At 46.4% G+C, this 14,187-nt stretch carries 13 protein-coding genes and 1 riboswitch; of the genes, 7 read left to right on the top strand and 6 right to left on the bottom strand.

Annotated elements, in window-relative coordinates:
* The first annotated feature begins 322 nt into the window (after positions 1–322).
* Positions 323–979: a M50 family metallopeptidase gene (locus RRU94_RS22155; protein ID WP_242233817.1), complete on the top strand. Its 657-nt coding sequence runs from the start codon at positions 323–325 to the stop codon at positions 977–979.
* A gap of 15 nt (positions 980–994) precedes the next feature.
* On the opposite strand, the gene RRU94_RS22150 is transcribed toward RRU94_RS22155, so the two are convergent.
* Positions 995–2,257: an erythromycin esterase family protein gene (locus tag RRU94_RS22150; RefSeq protein WP_315693015.1), complete on the bottom strand. Its 1,263-nt coding sequence runs from the start codon at positions 2,255–2,257 to the stop codon at positions 995–997.
* Positions 2,258–2,432: 175 nt separating this feature from the next.
* On the opposite strand from RRU94_RS22150, the gene RRU94_RS22145 reads away from it, so the two are divergent.
* Together RRU94_RS22145 and RRU94_RS22140 are read left to right on the top strand one after the other, a co-directional pair.
* A complete protein-coding gene (locus RRU94_RS22145; RefSeq protein ID WP_315693014.1) occupies positions 2,433–2,654 on the top strand; it encodes a DUF378 domain-containing protein in 222 nt (73 codons plus the stop codon).
* A gap of 170 nt (positions 2,655–2,824) precedes the next feature.
* The gene (locus RRU94_RS22140) at positions 2,825–2,995 is read left to right on the top strand and encodes a hypothetical protein (protein WP_242233814.1); all 171 of its coding nucleotides are present in this window, start codon (positions 2,825–2,827) and stop codon (positions 2,993–2,995) included.
* A 178-nt stretch (positions 2,996–3,173) separates the two neighbouring features.
* On the opposite strand, the gene RRU94_RS22135 is transcribed toward RRU94_RS22140, so the two are convergent.
* On the bottom strand, positions 3,174–3,374 hold the full coding sequence (locus tag RRU94_RS22135; protein ID WP_050181749.1) for a cold-shock protein: 201 nt from the start codon (positions 3,372–3,374) through the stop codon (positions 3,174–3,176).
* 278 nt (positions 3,375–3,652) lie between these two features.
* Here RRU94_RS22135 and RRU94_RS22130 point away from each other — a divergent pair, with 278 nt between their 5' ends.
* The 4 genes from RRU94_RS22130 (at position 3,653) to RRU94_RS22115 (ending at position 7,664) form a co-directional block, all read left to right on the top strand.
* The gene (locus tag RRU94_RS22130; protein WP_315693012.1) at positions 3,653–4,258 is read left to right on the top strand and encodes an FAD-dependent monooxygenase; all 606 of its coding nucleotides are present in this window, start codon (positions 3,653–3,655) and stop codon (positions 4,256–4,258) included.
* Positions 4,259–4,377: 119 nt separating this feature from the next.
* Positions 4,378–4,947: a TetR/AcrR family transcriptional regulator gene (locus RRU94_RS22125; protein ID WP_315693009.1), complete on the top strand. Its 570-nt coding sequence runs from the start codon at positions 4,378–4,380 to the stop codon at positions 4,945–4,947.
* A gap of 88 nt (positions 4,948–5,035) precedes the next feature.
* Positions 5,036–7,117 carry an MMPL family transporter gene (locus RRU94_RS22120; RefSeq protein ID WP_315693008.1) on the top strand — a complete coding sequence of 694 codons (2,082 nt, stop codon included), beginning with the start codon at positions 5,036–5,038 and terminating at the stop codon, positions 7,115–7,117.
* Positions 7,118–7,508: 391 nt separating this feature from the next.
* Positions 7,509–7,664, top strand: a complete 156-nt coding sequence (locus RRU94_RS22115; RefSeq protein ID WP_315693007.1) for a hypothetical protein — start codon at positions 7,509–7,511, stop codon at positions 7,662–7,664.
* Between the two features lie 9 nt (positions 7,665–7,673).
* Here the strand turns inward: RRU94_RS22115 and metH are convergent, their stop codons facing one another.
* The 4 genes from metH to RRU94_RS22095 all read right to left on the bottom strand — a co-directional run bounded on the left by metH (position 7,674) and on the right by RRU94_RS22095 (position 14,148).
* Positions 7,674–11,117 carry a methionine synthase gene (metH, locus tag RRU94_RS22110; RefSeq protein WP_315693006.1) on the bottom strand — a complete coding sequence of 1,148 codons (3,444 nt, stop codon included), beginning with the start codon at positions 11,115–11,117 and terminating at the stop codon, positions 7,674–7,676.
* Positions 11,098–12,957: a bifunctional homocysteine S-methyltransferase/methylenetetrahydrofolate reductase gene (locus tag RRU94_RS22105; RefSeq protein WP_315693005.1), complete on the bottom strand. Its 1,860-nt coding sequence runs from the start codon at positions 12,955–12,957 to the stop codon at positions 11,098–11,100. The genes metH and RRU94_RS22105 overlap by 20 nt, the downstream gene beginning before the upstream one ends.
* A 92-nt stretch (positions 12,958–13,049) precedes the next feature.
* Positions 13,050–13,155, bottom strand: a riboswitch (SAM riboswitch).
* An 88-nt stretch (positions 13,156–13,243) separates the two neighbouring features.
* Entirely contained in the window at positions 13,244–13,876 is a 633-nt protein-coding gene (locus RRU94_RS22100; RefSeq protein ID WP_315693004.1) for an SdpI family protein, read from the bottom strand.
* Positions 13,873–14,148 carry an autorepressor SdpR family transcription factor gene (locus RRU94_RS22095; RefSeq protein ID WP_315693003.1) on the bottom strand — a complete coding sequence of 92 codons (276 nt, stop codon included), beginning with the start codon at positions 14,146–14,148 and terminating at the stop codon, positions 13,873–13,875. The genes RRU94_RS22100 and RRU94_RS22095 overlap by 4 nt, the downstream gene beginning before the upstream one ends.
* Positions 14,149–14,187 lie beyond the last annotated feature (39 nt).

The raw sequence follows: 14,187 nt of genomic DNA, 5'->3' as shown, positions 1-14,187 counted from the left end.
CTACAAAAGGCGGGTTATAAACTATGCGTATGTCCTGTATGGGAAGCATTCTCATTTCCATTGTTTTATCGATTGTTTTAACGATCGTATTAAACATGCTGTTCTTTTAATGAAGACTAGAAAAGCAGCAGCATGGAGATAAATGATCGTACAGTCCACTCATGTAAGAGCCGGGCTCGAATAAAAAGCGATGCACCCGCATCGCTTTTTCACCAGTCATCCGAAAGTTGGTGGACTTTATTCGTGCATGATAAAGTAAATAAATTGAAGCATGTAATCAGTTTTTATACGTGTGAAATAAGCGGATAAAGAAGGGGATGCGATGACAATCAGCCAGGCGATGTTGTTCGTTGGAGCAGCAATCCTTTTAACGTGTATTCCGATAGCGGGGAAATATTTTCGTGTGTTAAATACGCTTTTGCATGAGATTGGCCACGTACTCGCAAGTCTCTTGTCGGGCGGCGGCATCCACCACGTCCAGCTGTTTTGGGATACGAGCGGCGTGGCCTATACAACGCATGCCAACAGGCTCGCTGCGATTGTTACATCGCTTGCCGGCTATCCGTTCGCATCTGCCTCTGCGTTTTTTGTTGCCTGGGCATCGCTGAATGGTTATACCGGCTGGCTGTATTACGGCTTGTTTATGATTTTAGCGGTCAGTTTAGTGTTATGGGTGCGCAACTGGTTCGGCTTTCTTTGGCTTGTAGCGTTTTTCGCAGGAACCGCGGCCATTTATATGTACGCATCCGGGGCTGTTCAGCAGGCATATATGTATGTAATTACAGCGGTTTTGCTGGTGGAATCTGTCCGTAGCAGCTGGGTCATTTTTTACTTAAGCCTTATTTCTCCTCAAAAAGCGGGGGATGCTTCTGCTTTAAAGCGCTCTACCGGGATTTCAAGCCGCGTTTGGGGACTGCTTTTTTTGATTCAGGCTTTGTATTTCGGCATTTATTTACCCGGCAAGCTGCTTGCCGGGTAGGAAAATTTTATTTTGTTAAAGCAGTCCATGAAAAAAGTGAGGCGACAAAGCGTGCGTTTTGTCGATATGGATAAAAGCGTTATAGCGTTCGGATAAGCGCGACGGAACATAATTGCCAAATCGTTCTCTTCCAGGGTGATAAACAACACCGATAGCCCGATGTCCAACTGTTTCCCGAAACAGCTCCTGGTTTTCAGGGCCAAATAAAATGTATTGATTAAAGGCGCCAGCCTTATGAAGCATATCTTCCCAGCTTCCAGGCATTGCTTCCGGCACCGGCATCACTTCCATTTCTTCTCCCCATCTGTCAGCAGCGATCACAGTACCACGGTGAGTGCCAAATCCGATTGCAAATACTTGATCATGCCCGTATATTTCTCGGGTCAGCTGCCCGACGTTTACCATATTTTCCTCTGCCATATCTGTGGCACGCGCATCGCCAATATGTGTATTATGCTCCCATATAACTCCTTTTGAGCCGGCTCCGTAATGAGCCGTAATAAATCCAAGAGCCTCTACCATATGACGGTCACGGATATTCCATGATTCATTTCCGTTAGTTACCATTGCGTGATAATACGATTCTGCGTTTTTCGCTGCAAGGGCATTTACCTGCATATTAAGAGCTGCTTCCGGATCACGCGTGTACGTTTTTCGGTTTTGCTGGATGGTCTTGAGTAAATCCATGACTTCTTCCATGCAGCTTTCACCGTAAAAAGCAGCAGAAATGCCATATTGCTCGGCTTGGCGGTGAAAGGGTTCAAAACATTCAAATGCCCGCTTCGCTTTCTCCATATCAGGCGATCCAATTTCTTCTAAGTAATCAACAATGGCTTCCATGGATTCCCACAGGCTGTACACATCCATCCCATAAAACCCAACCTGTTTTTCATTTGTTTGATTAAAATCGTATAGCCAATTTACCAGGTCTTCTATTTCATCGTTTGCCCACATCCAGGATGGCCAGCGGCGAAAAGAACGAAGCACTTCTTCCGCATTGGCATACTCCGGCGCCTGTCCTTTTATATAGCGGTTCACTTCAAAGCAGGCTGGCCAGTCTCCTTCCACTGCAATAAAGGAAAAGCCATGCTCTGCAACCAGTCGTTTCGTAATGGCGGCACGTGTAGTGTAAAATTCGGATGTTCCATGTGATGCCTCGCCAAGCAGGACATATTTTGCATTTTTGGCCGCTTGAACAACAGGAGACAAATCTTCAGCATGCGAAAAACGGACAGTGTGCTGTTTAATGCGGTCCACGTACTGTTCTGTTTTGAGCATTTTTTCACTCCTCACGTTTTTTTTAGTATAGCCATAATCACGAACTTCATTGCGGTTGTAAAACGTTTTATTTATAACCCAATCCTGCTTTTTTAAAACTTATTTTGGCTGTATGTTTCAAAATGGAGGATAACGGTAATACTAATTGTAACGAAGTGAAAGGAGGTGCAGAAACATGAAGGGTCTTGATTCTGTTGCACTCATTTTGTTGATTGTCGGTGGTATTAACTGGCTTCTTGTCGGTTTGCTGCAATTTGACTTAGTGGCTTCCATTTTCGGTGGACAAGATGCTCTTCTGGCAAGAATCGTTTACATTCTTGTTGGACTATCTGCATTATATTCACTAAAATTTCTGTCGCTTATCAACCGGGACAATGCACGTCGCACTACTCACTAATACTACTTTGAGTATGGATAAAAAGCTGTTTTAAGCATCGCGCGTACTGGATGTTTAAAACAGCTTTTTTGCGTAAAAGGCAAAAAAGCCGACTGCAAGTTTCTATAAATAAAAAGCAAATGAAGCAAAAACATGATACACTGAAAAAAAACAAGCATGGAGGAATAAGGATGGCTGAAAAGAAAATGACGCTGCAAGAAGCAATGATGAAAAAGCTGGAAGAAAAGAAAGCACAAAATGCAGGCGGCAATGCAAAAGGAAGCTTTAATACATCAACGAAAAAAATGCAAAGCCAGCAAACGAAAAAAGTAAGCAACTCTCGCCGGAAAATGGGTGTGTAATACACATCTTGAAAATAAAAGCATCAGGAAAAAGATCTTGTGGTATACTCAATATACCATTTAACAATCCATGTTGATGTTGATGCAGCCCTCTGTTTATTTCAAACAGAGGGCTTTCCGTTTTCAAATAAAAAAGCAGACTTTCATAAGAAAGTCTGCTGCGTATAACGAAGTGAAATTACGCTTTTTGTACGTTTGTTGCTTGTGGTCCGCGTTGACCTGCTTCAACATCAAATGTTACAGCTTGGCCTTCGTCTAAAGATTTGTAGCCATCGCCTTGAATAGCTGAGAAGTGAACGAATACGTCATCTCCAGATTCGCGTTCGATGAAACCAAAACCTTTTTCTGCGTTAAACCATTTTACTTTACCTTGTTCCATGTGTGTTTCCTCCTCGTGTGCTCTGCACACATTGTGTTACTATCCTTGCTCACTACGTTCAGATGGAAAGTTTATCACTTAACAGCTTTTTCCGAACAAAAATAATTCTTTTTCATAATAACAGGAAAACGGAAATAAAGCAAATTTCTTTTTAAAAAAGAACTGAATTTTTAAAAAGTTTGTCAATCTTTCTGACAAACTTCGAGACAACCATCTTAATTCTTTATATAGTGAAATTAGCAAGACAGAATAAACACTTTCAAGAAAGGAAGATGGAAATGGACACCACTGCAATCACAAGCCAACAAGCCGGTGCTGTGACATTGGAAACGGATATCTGTATTGCAGGAGACGGGCCGGCCGGGATGATTATGGGGCTTTTTTTAGCAAAGCAGGGCATGAATGTGATCGTGCTGGAGAGGAACCCGGATTTCCATCAGCCACAACAGCAAAATGAAACGTCGTTTACACAGCTTATGTATGAGCTTCAGCTGCTTGACAGCGTTGACCGGCATATTAAACCGGCGATGCAGGAGCTCTACGTTTTTCTGGAAGAAGAAAAAGTACAGCAGCTGCTCATGAAGCCTTTATATAAGCATAATGGACATATGAACCGAATGGTGCTGCTCGCGCTGTATCGGCAGGCTGAATCCTTTTCGAATTTAAAGCTGCTCAAAAGCGCTTCCGTCAAAGGAATTTTGTTCGATGAAGATGTGCTTGCCGGCGTATACGCTGAAACAGACGAGCAAACCTACTTTATCCATTCAAAAATCACGGTAGGAACAGACGGAGAACCGCATCAACAAATCGAAAAAGCGGCATTGGCAGATAAGAGCCTTCTCTGGATGACGGAGAGCATGGGCTCTGTATCGGAAGCAATGTAAAATCAAAAGAGCCTGCTTGAGACAAGCAGGCTCTTTTGATATGGAAGCAGCCTTGTGTGGAACAAACCGGTGCCCCATGATAAACTGAGGGAGAGAATTGGATTAAAGGGGCGGTCGCCGTGGGGCGAAAACGGGCATTTACAGAAGATGAGCTTTTGGATACGGCGGAGGCGCTTATTGTGCAGCACGGTTACAGCAGCTTTCATTTAAAGCTGCTGGCCAGCCATCTGCCAGGAGCGCGCAGTACGATTTATCAATATTACGCAAACAAAGAAGAGGTAGCAGCAGCTGTCATGAAGCGGGCAATGGTACGGGCTCTTGTAAAAGCCGGAAGAGTCGATGAAACGAACCCGATTCAAGCGCTGCAGCAGCTCTTGCGTGTATACATGGAAGAAGCGGATCTTCATTATTTTTTAGGAGACGCCCGCAAAGTGGATGTCACGCAATCTGAAAAAGCGGCACAGCAGGTAAAAGACGTACTGGTTATGCTTAAGCATTTGCGCGGACAGCTGGATCGGATTTTTGACGCCGCACGAAAACAGGGCACGATTCGTTCAGACATCCCTATTAAGGTTCTGGCCGGTTTGTTTTTTCAGCTGATTAATACACCAAATTCCCTGCAGCTGCCGCCGCATGAATGGGCGGATTACTTGTTTGCATTATGGTATGAAGGAAGCGGAGCGCATTGACGCTCCGTTTTTTTACATTTTAAATTTGACAGTTGTGTCAGAAATAGAATTTAATAAAGGTATTCTAGCTGCTTAAGGAGGAACAGATATGAAAAAAGCGCTCCAGCCGCTGACGGATTGGGTGGCGACAAAAAAAGGAATGTGGGCCGTGCTGGCAGCCTGGCTGCTGGGGATTGTGCTGTTAAGCATATGGGCACCGGCAGCACGTGATTATACTGCGGATGCTTTTGAGTCACTGCCAGAGGATGCAGCATCGATTGAGGCGGCAAAAAAAGTGGAAGAGTATTTCCCGGACGAAGGCGGCACGCCGGCTATTCTTGTTTTTAACGAGGAAAATGGAAAAGTAGAAGAAACGGAGATTGCCAGGACGCTCGCCTCTATTGAGAAAGAAGTAGACGGGATCACGGGCATAGCACCGTTTGCTCAGCTGCCGCCTCAGGCGCGAGCCGAGTTTTTATCGGCAGATGCCTCTGCCGCAGCTATCCCTGTTGTGTTTCAGGAAGGCTTCACCAGCAAAGAGTTTGAGCCGCGTATTAACCAGATCACAAAAATTGCTGGAGAACAATCCAGCAGTAAAGTGTATGTAACCGGGCCAGCCGGTATTGCGGCCGATACGACTGCCCTTTTTTCACGAGCAGATATTGTACTGCTGTTATCAACGGTTGTTCTTATTTTAGTTTTGCTTATTGTGATTTATCGTTCACCGCTGCTTGCGTTTATCCCACTTTTGGCATCCGGTCTCGTGTATGCAGTGACAGATCGGATACTAGGTCTTTATGGAGCCGCGGGGCTTGAGATGAGCAGTCAGGCTCTGTCTATTATGACGATTTTGTTGTTTGCGGCAGTCACTGACTACTCGCTATTTGTACTGGCGCGTTTTCGTGAAGAGCTGCGCCGCCATGAAAGCAAATTTGATGCAATGAAATGGGCTATGAGGGAAACAGGAGAGCCAGTTTTTTTCTCTGGCGGTACCGTGCTTGCAGCGATGCTTGTGTTGTTCTTTGCACATATTCGCGACTATCAAAACTTTGCGCCGCTTTTTGCCACCGTCATGGCAGTGATTATGCTTGCTTCTGTCACACTTGTGCCGGCTTTGTTTCAGTTGTTTGGACGGCGGTCGTTTTGGCCGAAGGTGCCTAAGGCGGGAGAAGGGGAGAAAAAAGAGAGCGGCCTTTGGGGGCGCGTGGCGCGTTTTGTGACAACTAAACCTGTACTCTCCGGCGGTATTGTACTTGTATTTCTTCTTGTCTCGGCTTTTAACGTAGTCAATATTAAATATGAATTTGATACATTAAAATCCTTCCCGGACGATATGCCGTCTCTTGTCGGATATCGTATCATTGAGGATAAATTTTCGGCGGGAGATGTATCGCCGACAACCGTGATTTATGAAGGAAATGGGGATCCGGCTGCTTTAGCTGCAGAGCTTAACAAACAGGAAGGTATTTTATCTGCCATCCCCCAGACATCTGAAGCATCAGGAAATGCACATGAGCTGACCCTCGCTTTCGAAGCGAGCCCTTATAGTGAAGAAGCGCTTGATACGTTGTCCGGTTTAAGAGAGCGGGAGGAGGCGCTCCTTGACGATGCGGGAATAGAAGGCAAGCTGTTTTTTGCCGGGGAAACAGCCGAGAAGCTGGATGACCGGGAGTTGAACGATCGGGATTTACTGCTTATTGTAGCGCTTGAAATTATTCTGCTTTTTATCCTGCTCATCATCCTTACGCGCTCGTGGAAAATGCCGCTTTACATGGTCGGGACGATCGTCCTGTCGTTTTTATCTGCGCTTGGCCTGGGGCTGTTTTTAATCAATGCGCTGTTTGGCATCGACGCCATCAGTACAAGAGTGCCGCTGTATTCGTTCGTGTTCCTTGTTGCGCTCGGCATCGATTATAATATTATTCTCGTTTCACGTTACATGGAAGAACGAAAAAAGCATTCGCTCAAAGCAGCAGTTGAACGGGCTGTAGCTAAAACAGGAGGGGTGATTTCATCCGCCGGTATTATATTGGCTGCTACCTTTGCCGTATTGATGACACAGCCCATTGAAGTGCTGTTTGTATTTGGATTCATCGTTGCAGTTGGCATTCTCATTGATACCTTTTTTGTAAGGGGGCTTTTGCTGCCGGCATTGATTTTATTTTTTGAGAAAGAAAAAAGCCGTCCATAATGGACGGCTTTTCAGCTTGTAGACAAATAAAATCCTTTGTTAAAAGAGCACTTTGTTTCTTTTTCATGCAAGGAGTGCCGATGTTGGGATGAGAGCCGATAAGGAGGCGGGTGCAGCACGGCTTCGCTTTCCATGGGGCAGGCTTAGGCGTAGAGCCAGTTTGTCCCCCATAGAGTTCTTCGCCGCACACCCGCCGCCTGTGCGGTTAAACAAGACTGCACAGCTTAATAGATACACTTGCCCTATCACCAAAGCCGTAAAAACGTATGTGAAGATGCCTTCTTTGCTGCTTTTTCAAAACACATGGGAAAGCCGGCCGGACGAAGACTCCAGCGGGATGCACAGTGAGTCGGGAGACCCCGCAGGCGCGTGCGCCGAGGAGGCTCCCGCATTGCCCGCGGAAAGCGTAGTCCAACCGGCTTCCCCTATCGGCTCTTTTCAAGAAGCGATGTTCCCGAAAAGTCTTCTGCCTTTTTTAACCGTTGAATGGAAAAGGTTAACGGTCAATAACGTATATCGACTGTCAGTTTATTACGAGTTAAAGTAAAAGGTTCTTTTAATGAACGTTAAAATAACGGGCATCCGGATGAGCAAAGACAATGGCGGAAACGGATGCTTCCGGCTCCATCATAAAGCCTTCCGTTAAATGAACACCGATTTCTTCCGGCTGGATCAGGCCAAACAGTTTTTCCTGGTCTTCAAGGTTCGGACAAGCTGGATACCCGAATGAAAAACGCTGGCCCTGGTATTTGGCTGCGAATCGTTCACGCATCGTAAAGTCAACAGGATCCGGGAAGCCCCATTGGTCGCGCATTTCCTGGTGAATACGTTCAGCAAAGCCTTCTGCGAGCTCAAGCGCGGTGGACTGAAGGGCGTGGCTGTCTAAAAACTTGCCTTCCTCGCGCAGCTTAACGGCCGCATTCCGGACACCGAAGCCGGCTGTTACCACAAAAAAGCCAACGTAATCCATTTCGCCGCTTTCGACTGATTTTACGTAATCAGCCAGGCAGAGGAACGGCTCTTTTTCCTGACGCGGGAAAGTGAATCGTTCGATTTCCGTTTTCGCATCCGCCGGGTCATAAACAATTACATCATCACCTTGAGACTGTGCCGGGAAAAATTGATACACAGCTGCTGTTTTTAAGGTGCCCTCGTTCAAAAAGCCTGTCACGGTTTCATGAAGCTGAATCGCTTTTTCATTTTTTTCTTCGAGCAGCTTTTTCACATTGCCTTTCATGCCGAGGTGATGGCCGATTAATGTCTGCATGTTCACATACGGTTTCAAGTGTGAAATTGCATAATCCTTCAGCACGCGGCGGCGTGTATCACGAGGAACAAAAACAGGAACGTCTTCACGGACTGTTTTTACCGGTTTCGGCGCGACGGCAACAGCCTGCTCTTTTCGTTCGTCGCGGTACGCTTCAACCGCTTTTCGTTTTTCTTTTTTCTCTTCAAGCTCCTGCAAAAGCGTCACTTTTTGTTCAGCATTTTGCAGGCGGTTGGCAATATCAAGCCCATCCATCGCATCTTTGGCATACAAAACCGGCCCGCTGTATTCCGGGGAAATTTTTGTTTCGGTAAACCGGCGTGACAGAGCGGCGCCGCCAACTAAAATAGGGACATCAATATCCGCTGATTTAAAATCCTGGGCAGTAATCACCATTTGCTGGGCGGACTTAACAAGTAGTCCTGACAGGCCGACCATATCCGGCTTTTCTTTACGAATCACGTCAATCAATGCCTGTGGTGTTACTTTAATGCCGACGTCAATTACTTTAAAGCCGTTGTTGCTTAAAATGATATCGACGAGGTTTTTACCGATGTCATGCACATCACCTTTGACGGTAGCCAAAATAACTTTGCCTTTTCCTGTATCGTCTTCTTTTTTCTCCATAAACTGCTCGAGGTAAGCAACGGATGCTTTCATGACTTCTGCACTTTGCAGAACCTCGGCAACAATCAGCTGGTTGTCGTTAAACAGCCGGCCAACTTCAGCCATTCCTTTCATGAGCGGGCCGTTAATGATATCAAGCGGATCATCGTACATACCACGTGCCGCTTCAAGGTCAGGCAGAAGGCCTTCTTTTGTACCTTCAACCACGTAATAGCTTAACCGCTCCGGCACGGTTTTCGGCATGTCTGCTTCTTTTTTCTCTTTTTTTCTGTCACGGTAAAAGTCAGTGAACACCGCAAGTGTTTCGTCGGTTGTCGTAAACAGTAAATTATCGGCAAGCTTGATTTCTTCTTCTGGAATCGAGGCATACCGTTCGAGCTTTTCCGTGTTAACAATCGCGTAATCAAGACCTGCCTGCGTACAGTGGTACAGGTACACGGCGTTCAGCACTTCACGGCCGACAGGAGGAAGGCCGAATGACACGTTACTTACGCCGAGAACAGTTAAGCATTTCGGAAGCCGTTCTTTAATCAGGCGGATCCCTTCGATGGTTTCAACAGCAGAGCCGATATACTGCTCGTCACCTGTGCCGACAGGGAAGACAAGCGGGTCGAAAATAATATCTTCTGGTGCAAGGCCCCATTTTTCTACAAGCAAATCATGTGAGCGAATGGCGATCTCTAGCTTGCGCTCGCGTGTAACGGCCATTCCTTCTTCATCAATTGTCCCAACCACTACTGACGCACCATACTTTTTCACAAGCGGCATCACCGCATCAAAGCGTTCTTCACCATCTTCTAAGTTAATCGAGTTAATAATGGCCTTACCTTGTGAAAATTTCAATGCTTCTTCAATGACTTTTTCATCGGTAGAGTCGATTACAAGAGGGACTTTCACTTTTTTAACGACTTCTGCCATAAATGCTTTTATGTCGTCCAGCTCTTCGCGGTCTGGGTTAGCCAGACAGATGTCAATGACATGGGCGCCGCCTTTCACCTGCGCCCGGGCAATTTCAGAAGCTTCCTCGAATTTTCCTTCGACGATGAGCCGCTTGAACTTACGCGAGCCGATTACATTTGTCCGCTCTCCAATGAAAAGGGGACGCATGGAATCGTCATATAAAAGCGGCTCAATGCCCGAAACAGCATGTCCGTGTGGATGTTCAGGCGATACGCGCGGCTGTTTATCCTTGACCGCTTCCCGCATAACCCGGATATGTTCAGGCGTTGTACCGCAGCAGCCGCCAACGATATTCAGCCAGCCTTTATCGGCGAAAGCCGACAATTTTTGCGCCAGTGAGTCTGGTGATTCATGATAACGACCTTCCTCATCGGGAAGACCGGCATTTGGATAACAACTTACATAGCTTGTCGCAAGGTCAGATAGAGAACGAATATGATCGGTCATAAACTCTGGGCCAGTGGCGCAGTTTAAGCCGACAGAGAGCGGCTTAATATGCTCAATTGAAATGTAAAAGGCTTCAATATTCTGTCCGGCAAGCGTCGTGCCCATTGGCTCAATGGTGCCTGAAATCATTACCGGAAGCTCCACGCCCGCTGCATCAAAAGCGCGGCGGATGCCAAGTGTACCGGCTTTTACATTCAGCATATCCTGGCTCGTTTCCATTAAGATCAAATCCGCGCCGCCTTCAATCAGCGCTTTTGCCTGCAGCTCAAAGTCATCAACAAGCGCGTCAAAGGTAATACCACCGGTGACAGACAATGTTTTCGTTGTCGGTCCCATTGCGCCGGCGACAAAGCGGGGCCAGTCCGGCGTTGAAAATTCGTCTACGGCTTTTCGGGCAATTTGTACGGCGCGCAGGTTGATTTCGTATGCTTGATCACCGAGGTCGTACTCATCTAATACAACCGGAGTGCCTCCGAACGTATTCGTCGCAATAATGTCCGCGCCCGCTTCTAAATATTCGCGGTGGATACGTTCGATCACGTCCGGTCTTGTGAGGACAAGATTTTCGTTGCAGCCGTCATACTCTTCGCCGCCGAAGTCCTCTGGTGTTAAATCCGCATTTTGAAGCATCGTCCCCATTGCGCCATCAATGAGGAGGATGCGTTTTTTCAGCTCTTGTTCAATAAGATGTGTGGTCATAAACAGCCCCGCTTTCTTTCTGTGCATCAAGTTCTTTTATAAAGTGAATTAGTTCAATCGACATGTCATAGCGTAAAAATGGCGTAATCAAGTACAAGCCGTTAAACAAGCCGGCTGCTGTCTCAATCAATTCCTTGGCAATTTGAACGCCTTCTTTTGCAGACGCTTCGCGGTCTTCGCCGCAGGCACGCATACGCTCAAGCGTTTCATCCGACAGCTTGATTCCCGGTACTTCGTGGTGTAAAAACTCGGCGTTCCGCATATTGGTCAGCGGCATAATACCGATAAACACCGGTGTTGATAAATGCTTCGTTGCCTCATATACTTCAACAATTTTTTCTTTTGTAAATACCGGCTGTGTAATAAAGTAGTCTGCACCACATTCGATTTTTTTCTCCATCCGTTTAACAGCACGGTCCAGTACGCGGACATTCGGGTTAAACGCTGCAGCAACGGAGAAATTGGATTTCTTTTTCAGCGGTTTACCAGAAAAAGAAATCCCTTCGTTTAATTGTTTAATAAGCTGAATGAGCTCTAGGCTTGAAACATCATACACACTGGTCGCGCCAGGGAAGTCGCCGACCTTTGTCGGATCGCCTGTAATCGCGAGAACATCATGAAGGCCGAGCGCATCGAGACCCATCAAGTGGGATTGCAGGCCGATTAAATTGCGGTCACGGCACGTAATGTGAACGAGAGAACGAACATCATGCTTCATTTTTAGCGTAGCACCCATCGCCATGTTGCTGACGCGTGGGGAAGCAAGAGAGTTATCCGCCATCGTCACGGCATCAATGCCTGTTTTATAAAGTGCGTTCGCACCTTCGATGAACTTGTCCGCTACAAGTGTTTTGGGTGTATCAAGCTCAACGATAATGGTGCGCTCTGTTTTCGCTTTTTCACAAATGGAGACATCTGTCGCCGGTGCCGCTTCTTGAATAATAATGGGTTTTTTCGTTTGTACTTTTTTCTCCGTCAAAGGAGGAAGGCCGGCAAGGCGTTTTTTCGCCGCTTCAATATGCTTTGGTGTTGTGCCGCAGCAGCCGCCAATTAAGCGGACACCTTCATTGCGAAGAAGAACGGCCGCCCGTCCGAAATAGTCGGCTTCTGATTCATAAACAATCCGGCCATCTTCTACATCCAGCAGGCTCGCATTCGGATAAGCGGAAAGAAATGCTTTGCTTGGCAGTGTGACTTCTTCAAACGCCTGAATCGTATGGTAAGGACCGAGACGGCAGTTGACACCGACCACGTCCGCTCCGATGCCTTCAAGCTGAGAAAGAGCATTATTTAAAGTCAGTCCATTTTGCAGAACACCTGGCTCATGCATGGATACTTGGGCAATGATCGGCACATTGCTCATTTGACGAAGAAGCTTTACAGTAGCGGTCAATTCTTCAAAATCATAATATGTTTCAAGCAGCAGTCCGTCTGGATCTCCGGCTAATAAGCTTTCAGCCTGCTCGCGTACAGAAGCGAGAATTTCATCGTTGGTCGCTGTACTTTTACGGATGCCGCGAATGCCGCCGATTGTGCCAAGTACAAACTGTCCGCCCGGAGCCGCCGCCCGTTTCGCGATACGCAGCGCCGCTTCGTTCAATTCACGTGCACGGCTCTCCATTCCATACCGGGAAAGCTTTAAAGCATTCGCGCCATACGTATTCGTTTGAATAACATCCGCTCCGGCTTGAATGTAGTCGCTGTGGATTTTTTCAATGACTTCCGGCTTTTCCGTGTTCAGTTCTTCATAGCAAAAATCGATTCCATAAGAATACAATAATGTACCCATTGCTCCATCGGCAGTCAGCACGCTTGTTTTTAACTTGTCGAGCAGTGTCATGGCGCAGCATCCTCTCTTATACTGAATAATAAAATAAAAAAAGCCTTCTTAATGGCAAGAAGGCTTTTCAACATGTATGTGTTGTCCGTTCCTTCTCATCTTCCAGACCGTTGCAGTCTGCTGGACTTAGCACCTGACCGTACCGGCTGGTTGCTGAAGCGTCATCGGGCCAGTACCCTCGGCTTCTCTTGATAAGAATGAGTTTATAAAATTGCAAGAATAATTAAAAATATCATATCGTCTCTATACGATCCAGTCAAGAGCAATTTTCGCTAAAAGGGATTGGTTAATGATGGCTTTTCTTAAATAAAAGATAAGACTGAAGATAGGGGATAGAGATAATTAAAATGACCACACCAATCAGTGTCGGTATTTTTACAGCAGCCGGCAAAAGAGCCGATGCCATCAGCACAAGCCCGCCTGCAGCAAACAGCCATCCGCCGGTGCGGTGTGTTTTGGTCCAAATACGGTCGTCTGCAAGCGTCCAGGGTGTCCGGATGCCGACAAAATAGCTGGGACGCATACGGGGCATGTAATTTCCAATAATCATAAAAAGAGCCCCGATCAAAAGAGAAACAGCGGTATCCATATGCACTTCATAGCCAAGCCCATTTGTGAGCAGCAGGAGATGAATGACGAAAATAAGAGTCAGTGAGGCATTGGCGATAATGGAATAGCTGCTTTGAAACTTATCGTAATTTTGCCGGCGCGGATCTATTTTAGGAAGAAGCTTAAAAAGACCGCCAATCAAAAGAATTATCGCAGGACCGAAAAGGGCGCCAAACCATTTTGAAGAATAGCCATCGGCTTCTCCGGAGGGACCCCAATGTGTTGCAATTTGATCCGGCAGGTAGGGAAGTGCAGCAATACTGGCAAAAGAAGCGAGTAACATGATCATCCAAAAGAAACGATTTTTCATTTTTCTTTCTCCTTTCCAGATACCGTCAGCATCCAGGCAACAATATCCTGAAAAACGGTTGTATTGAGTGAATAAATAATGTGCTGGCCCTTCCGTTCAGACAAAACAAGTCCGGCATTTTGCAGCGTGTGAAGGTGGTGGGAAATACTTGGTTTGGTCATTTGAAAATGCTCTGCAATGTCACCGGCTGTCATATCCTGTTTTTTCAGCAGCTCGATAATAGAGCGCCGGGTGGGGTCAGAGAGAGCCTTAAATACAAGAGTGGCAGACATGAACAGCCTCCTTATTTAGATTATTGTCTAATTATCTAA

It is taken from the genome of Domibacillus sp. DTU_2020_1001157_1_SI_ALB_TIR_016 (assembly GCF_032341995.1).
Taxonomy (GTDB): Bacteria; Bacillota; Bacilli; order Bacillales; family Domibacillaceae; genus Domibacillus; species Domibacillus indicus_A.
Note: the sequence above shows the minus strand (reverse complement) of the source record. Positions and strands in the feature narration are given on the sequence as shown.

Coding starts and splice junctions, on each gene's coding strand:
- RRU94_RS22135 (WP_050181749.1), bottom strand. CDS start 3,374: ATGGAACAAGGTAAAGTAAAATGGTTTAACGCAGAAAAAGGTTTTGGT.
- RRU94_RS22140 (WP_242233814.1), top strand. CDS start 2,825: ATGGCTGAAAAGAAAATGACGCTGCAAGAAGCAATGATGAAAAAGCTG.
- RRU94_RS22130 (WP_315693012.1), top strand. CDS start 3,653: ATGGACACCACTGCAATCACAAGCCAACAAGCCGGTGCTGTGACATTG.
- RRU94_RS22095 (WP_315693003.1), bottom strand. CDS start 14,148: ATGTCTGCCACTCTTGTATTTAAGGCTCTCTCTGACCCCACCCGGCGC.
- RRU94_RS22120 (WP_315693008.1), top strand. CDS start 5,036: ATGAAAAAAGCGCTCCAGCCGCTGACGGATTGGGTGGCGACAAAAAAA.
- RRU94_RS22100 (WP_315693004.1), bottom strand. CDS start 13,876: ATGAAAAATCGTTTCTTTTGGATGATCATGTTACTCGCTTCTTTTGCC.
- RRU94_RS22150 (WP_315693015.1), bottom strand. CDS start 2,257: ATGCTCAAAACAGAACAGTACGTGGACCGCATTAAACAGCACACTGTC.
- metH (WP_315693006.1), bottom strand. CDS start 11,117: ATGACCACACATCTTATTGAACAAGAGCTGAAAAAACGCATCCTCCTC.
- RRU94_RS22145 (WP_315693014.1), top strand. CDS start 2,433: ATGAAGGGTCTTGATTCTGTTGCACTCATTTTGTTGATTGTCGGTGGT.
- RRU94_RS22155 (WP_242233817.1), top strand. CDS start 323: ATGACAATCAGCCAGGCGATGTTGTTCGTTGGAGCAGCAATCCTTTTA.
- RRU94_RS22105 (WP_315693005.1), bottom strand. CDS start 12,957: ATGACACTGCTCGACAAGTTAAAAACAAGCGTGCTGACTGCCGATGGA.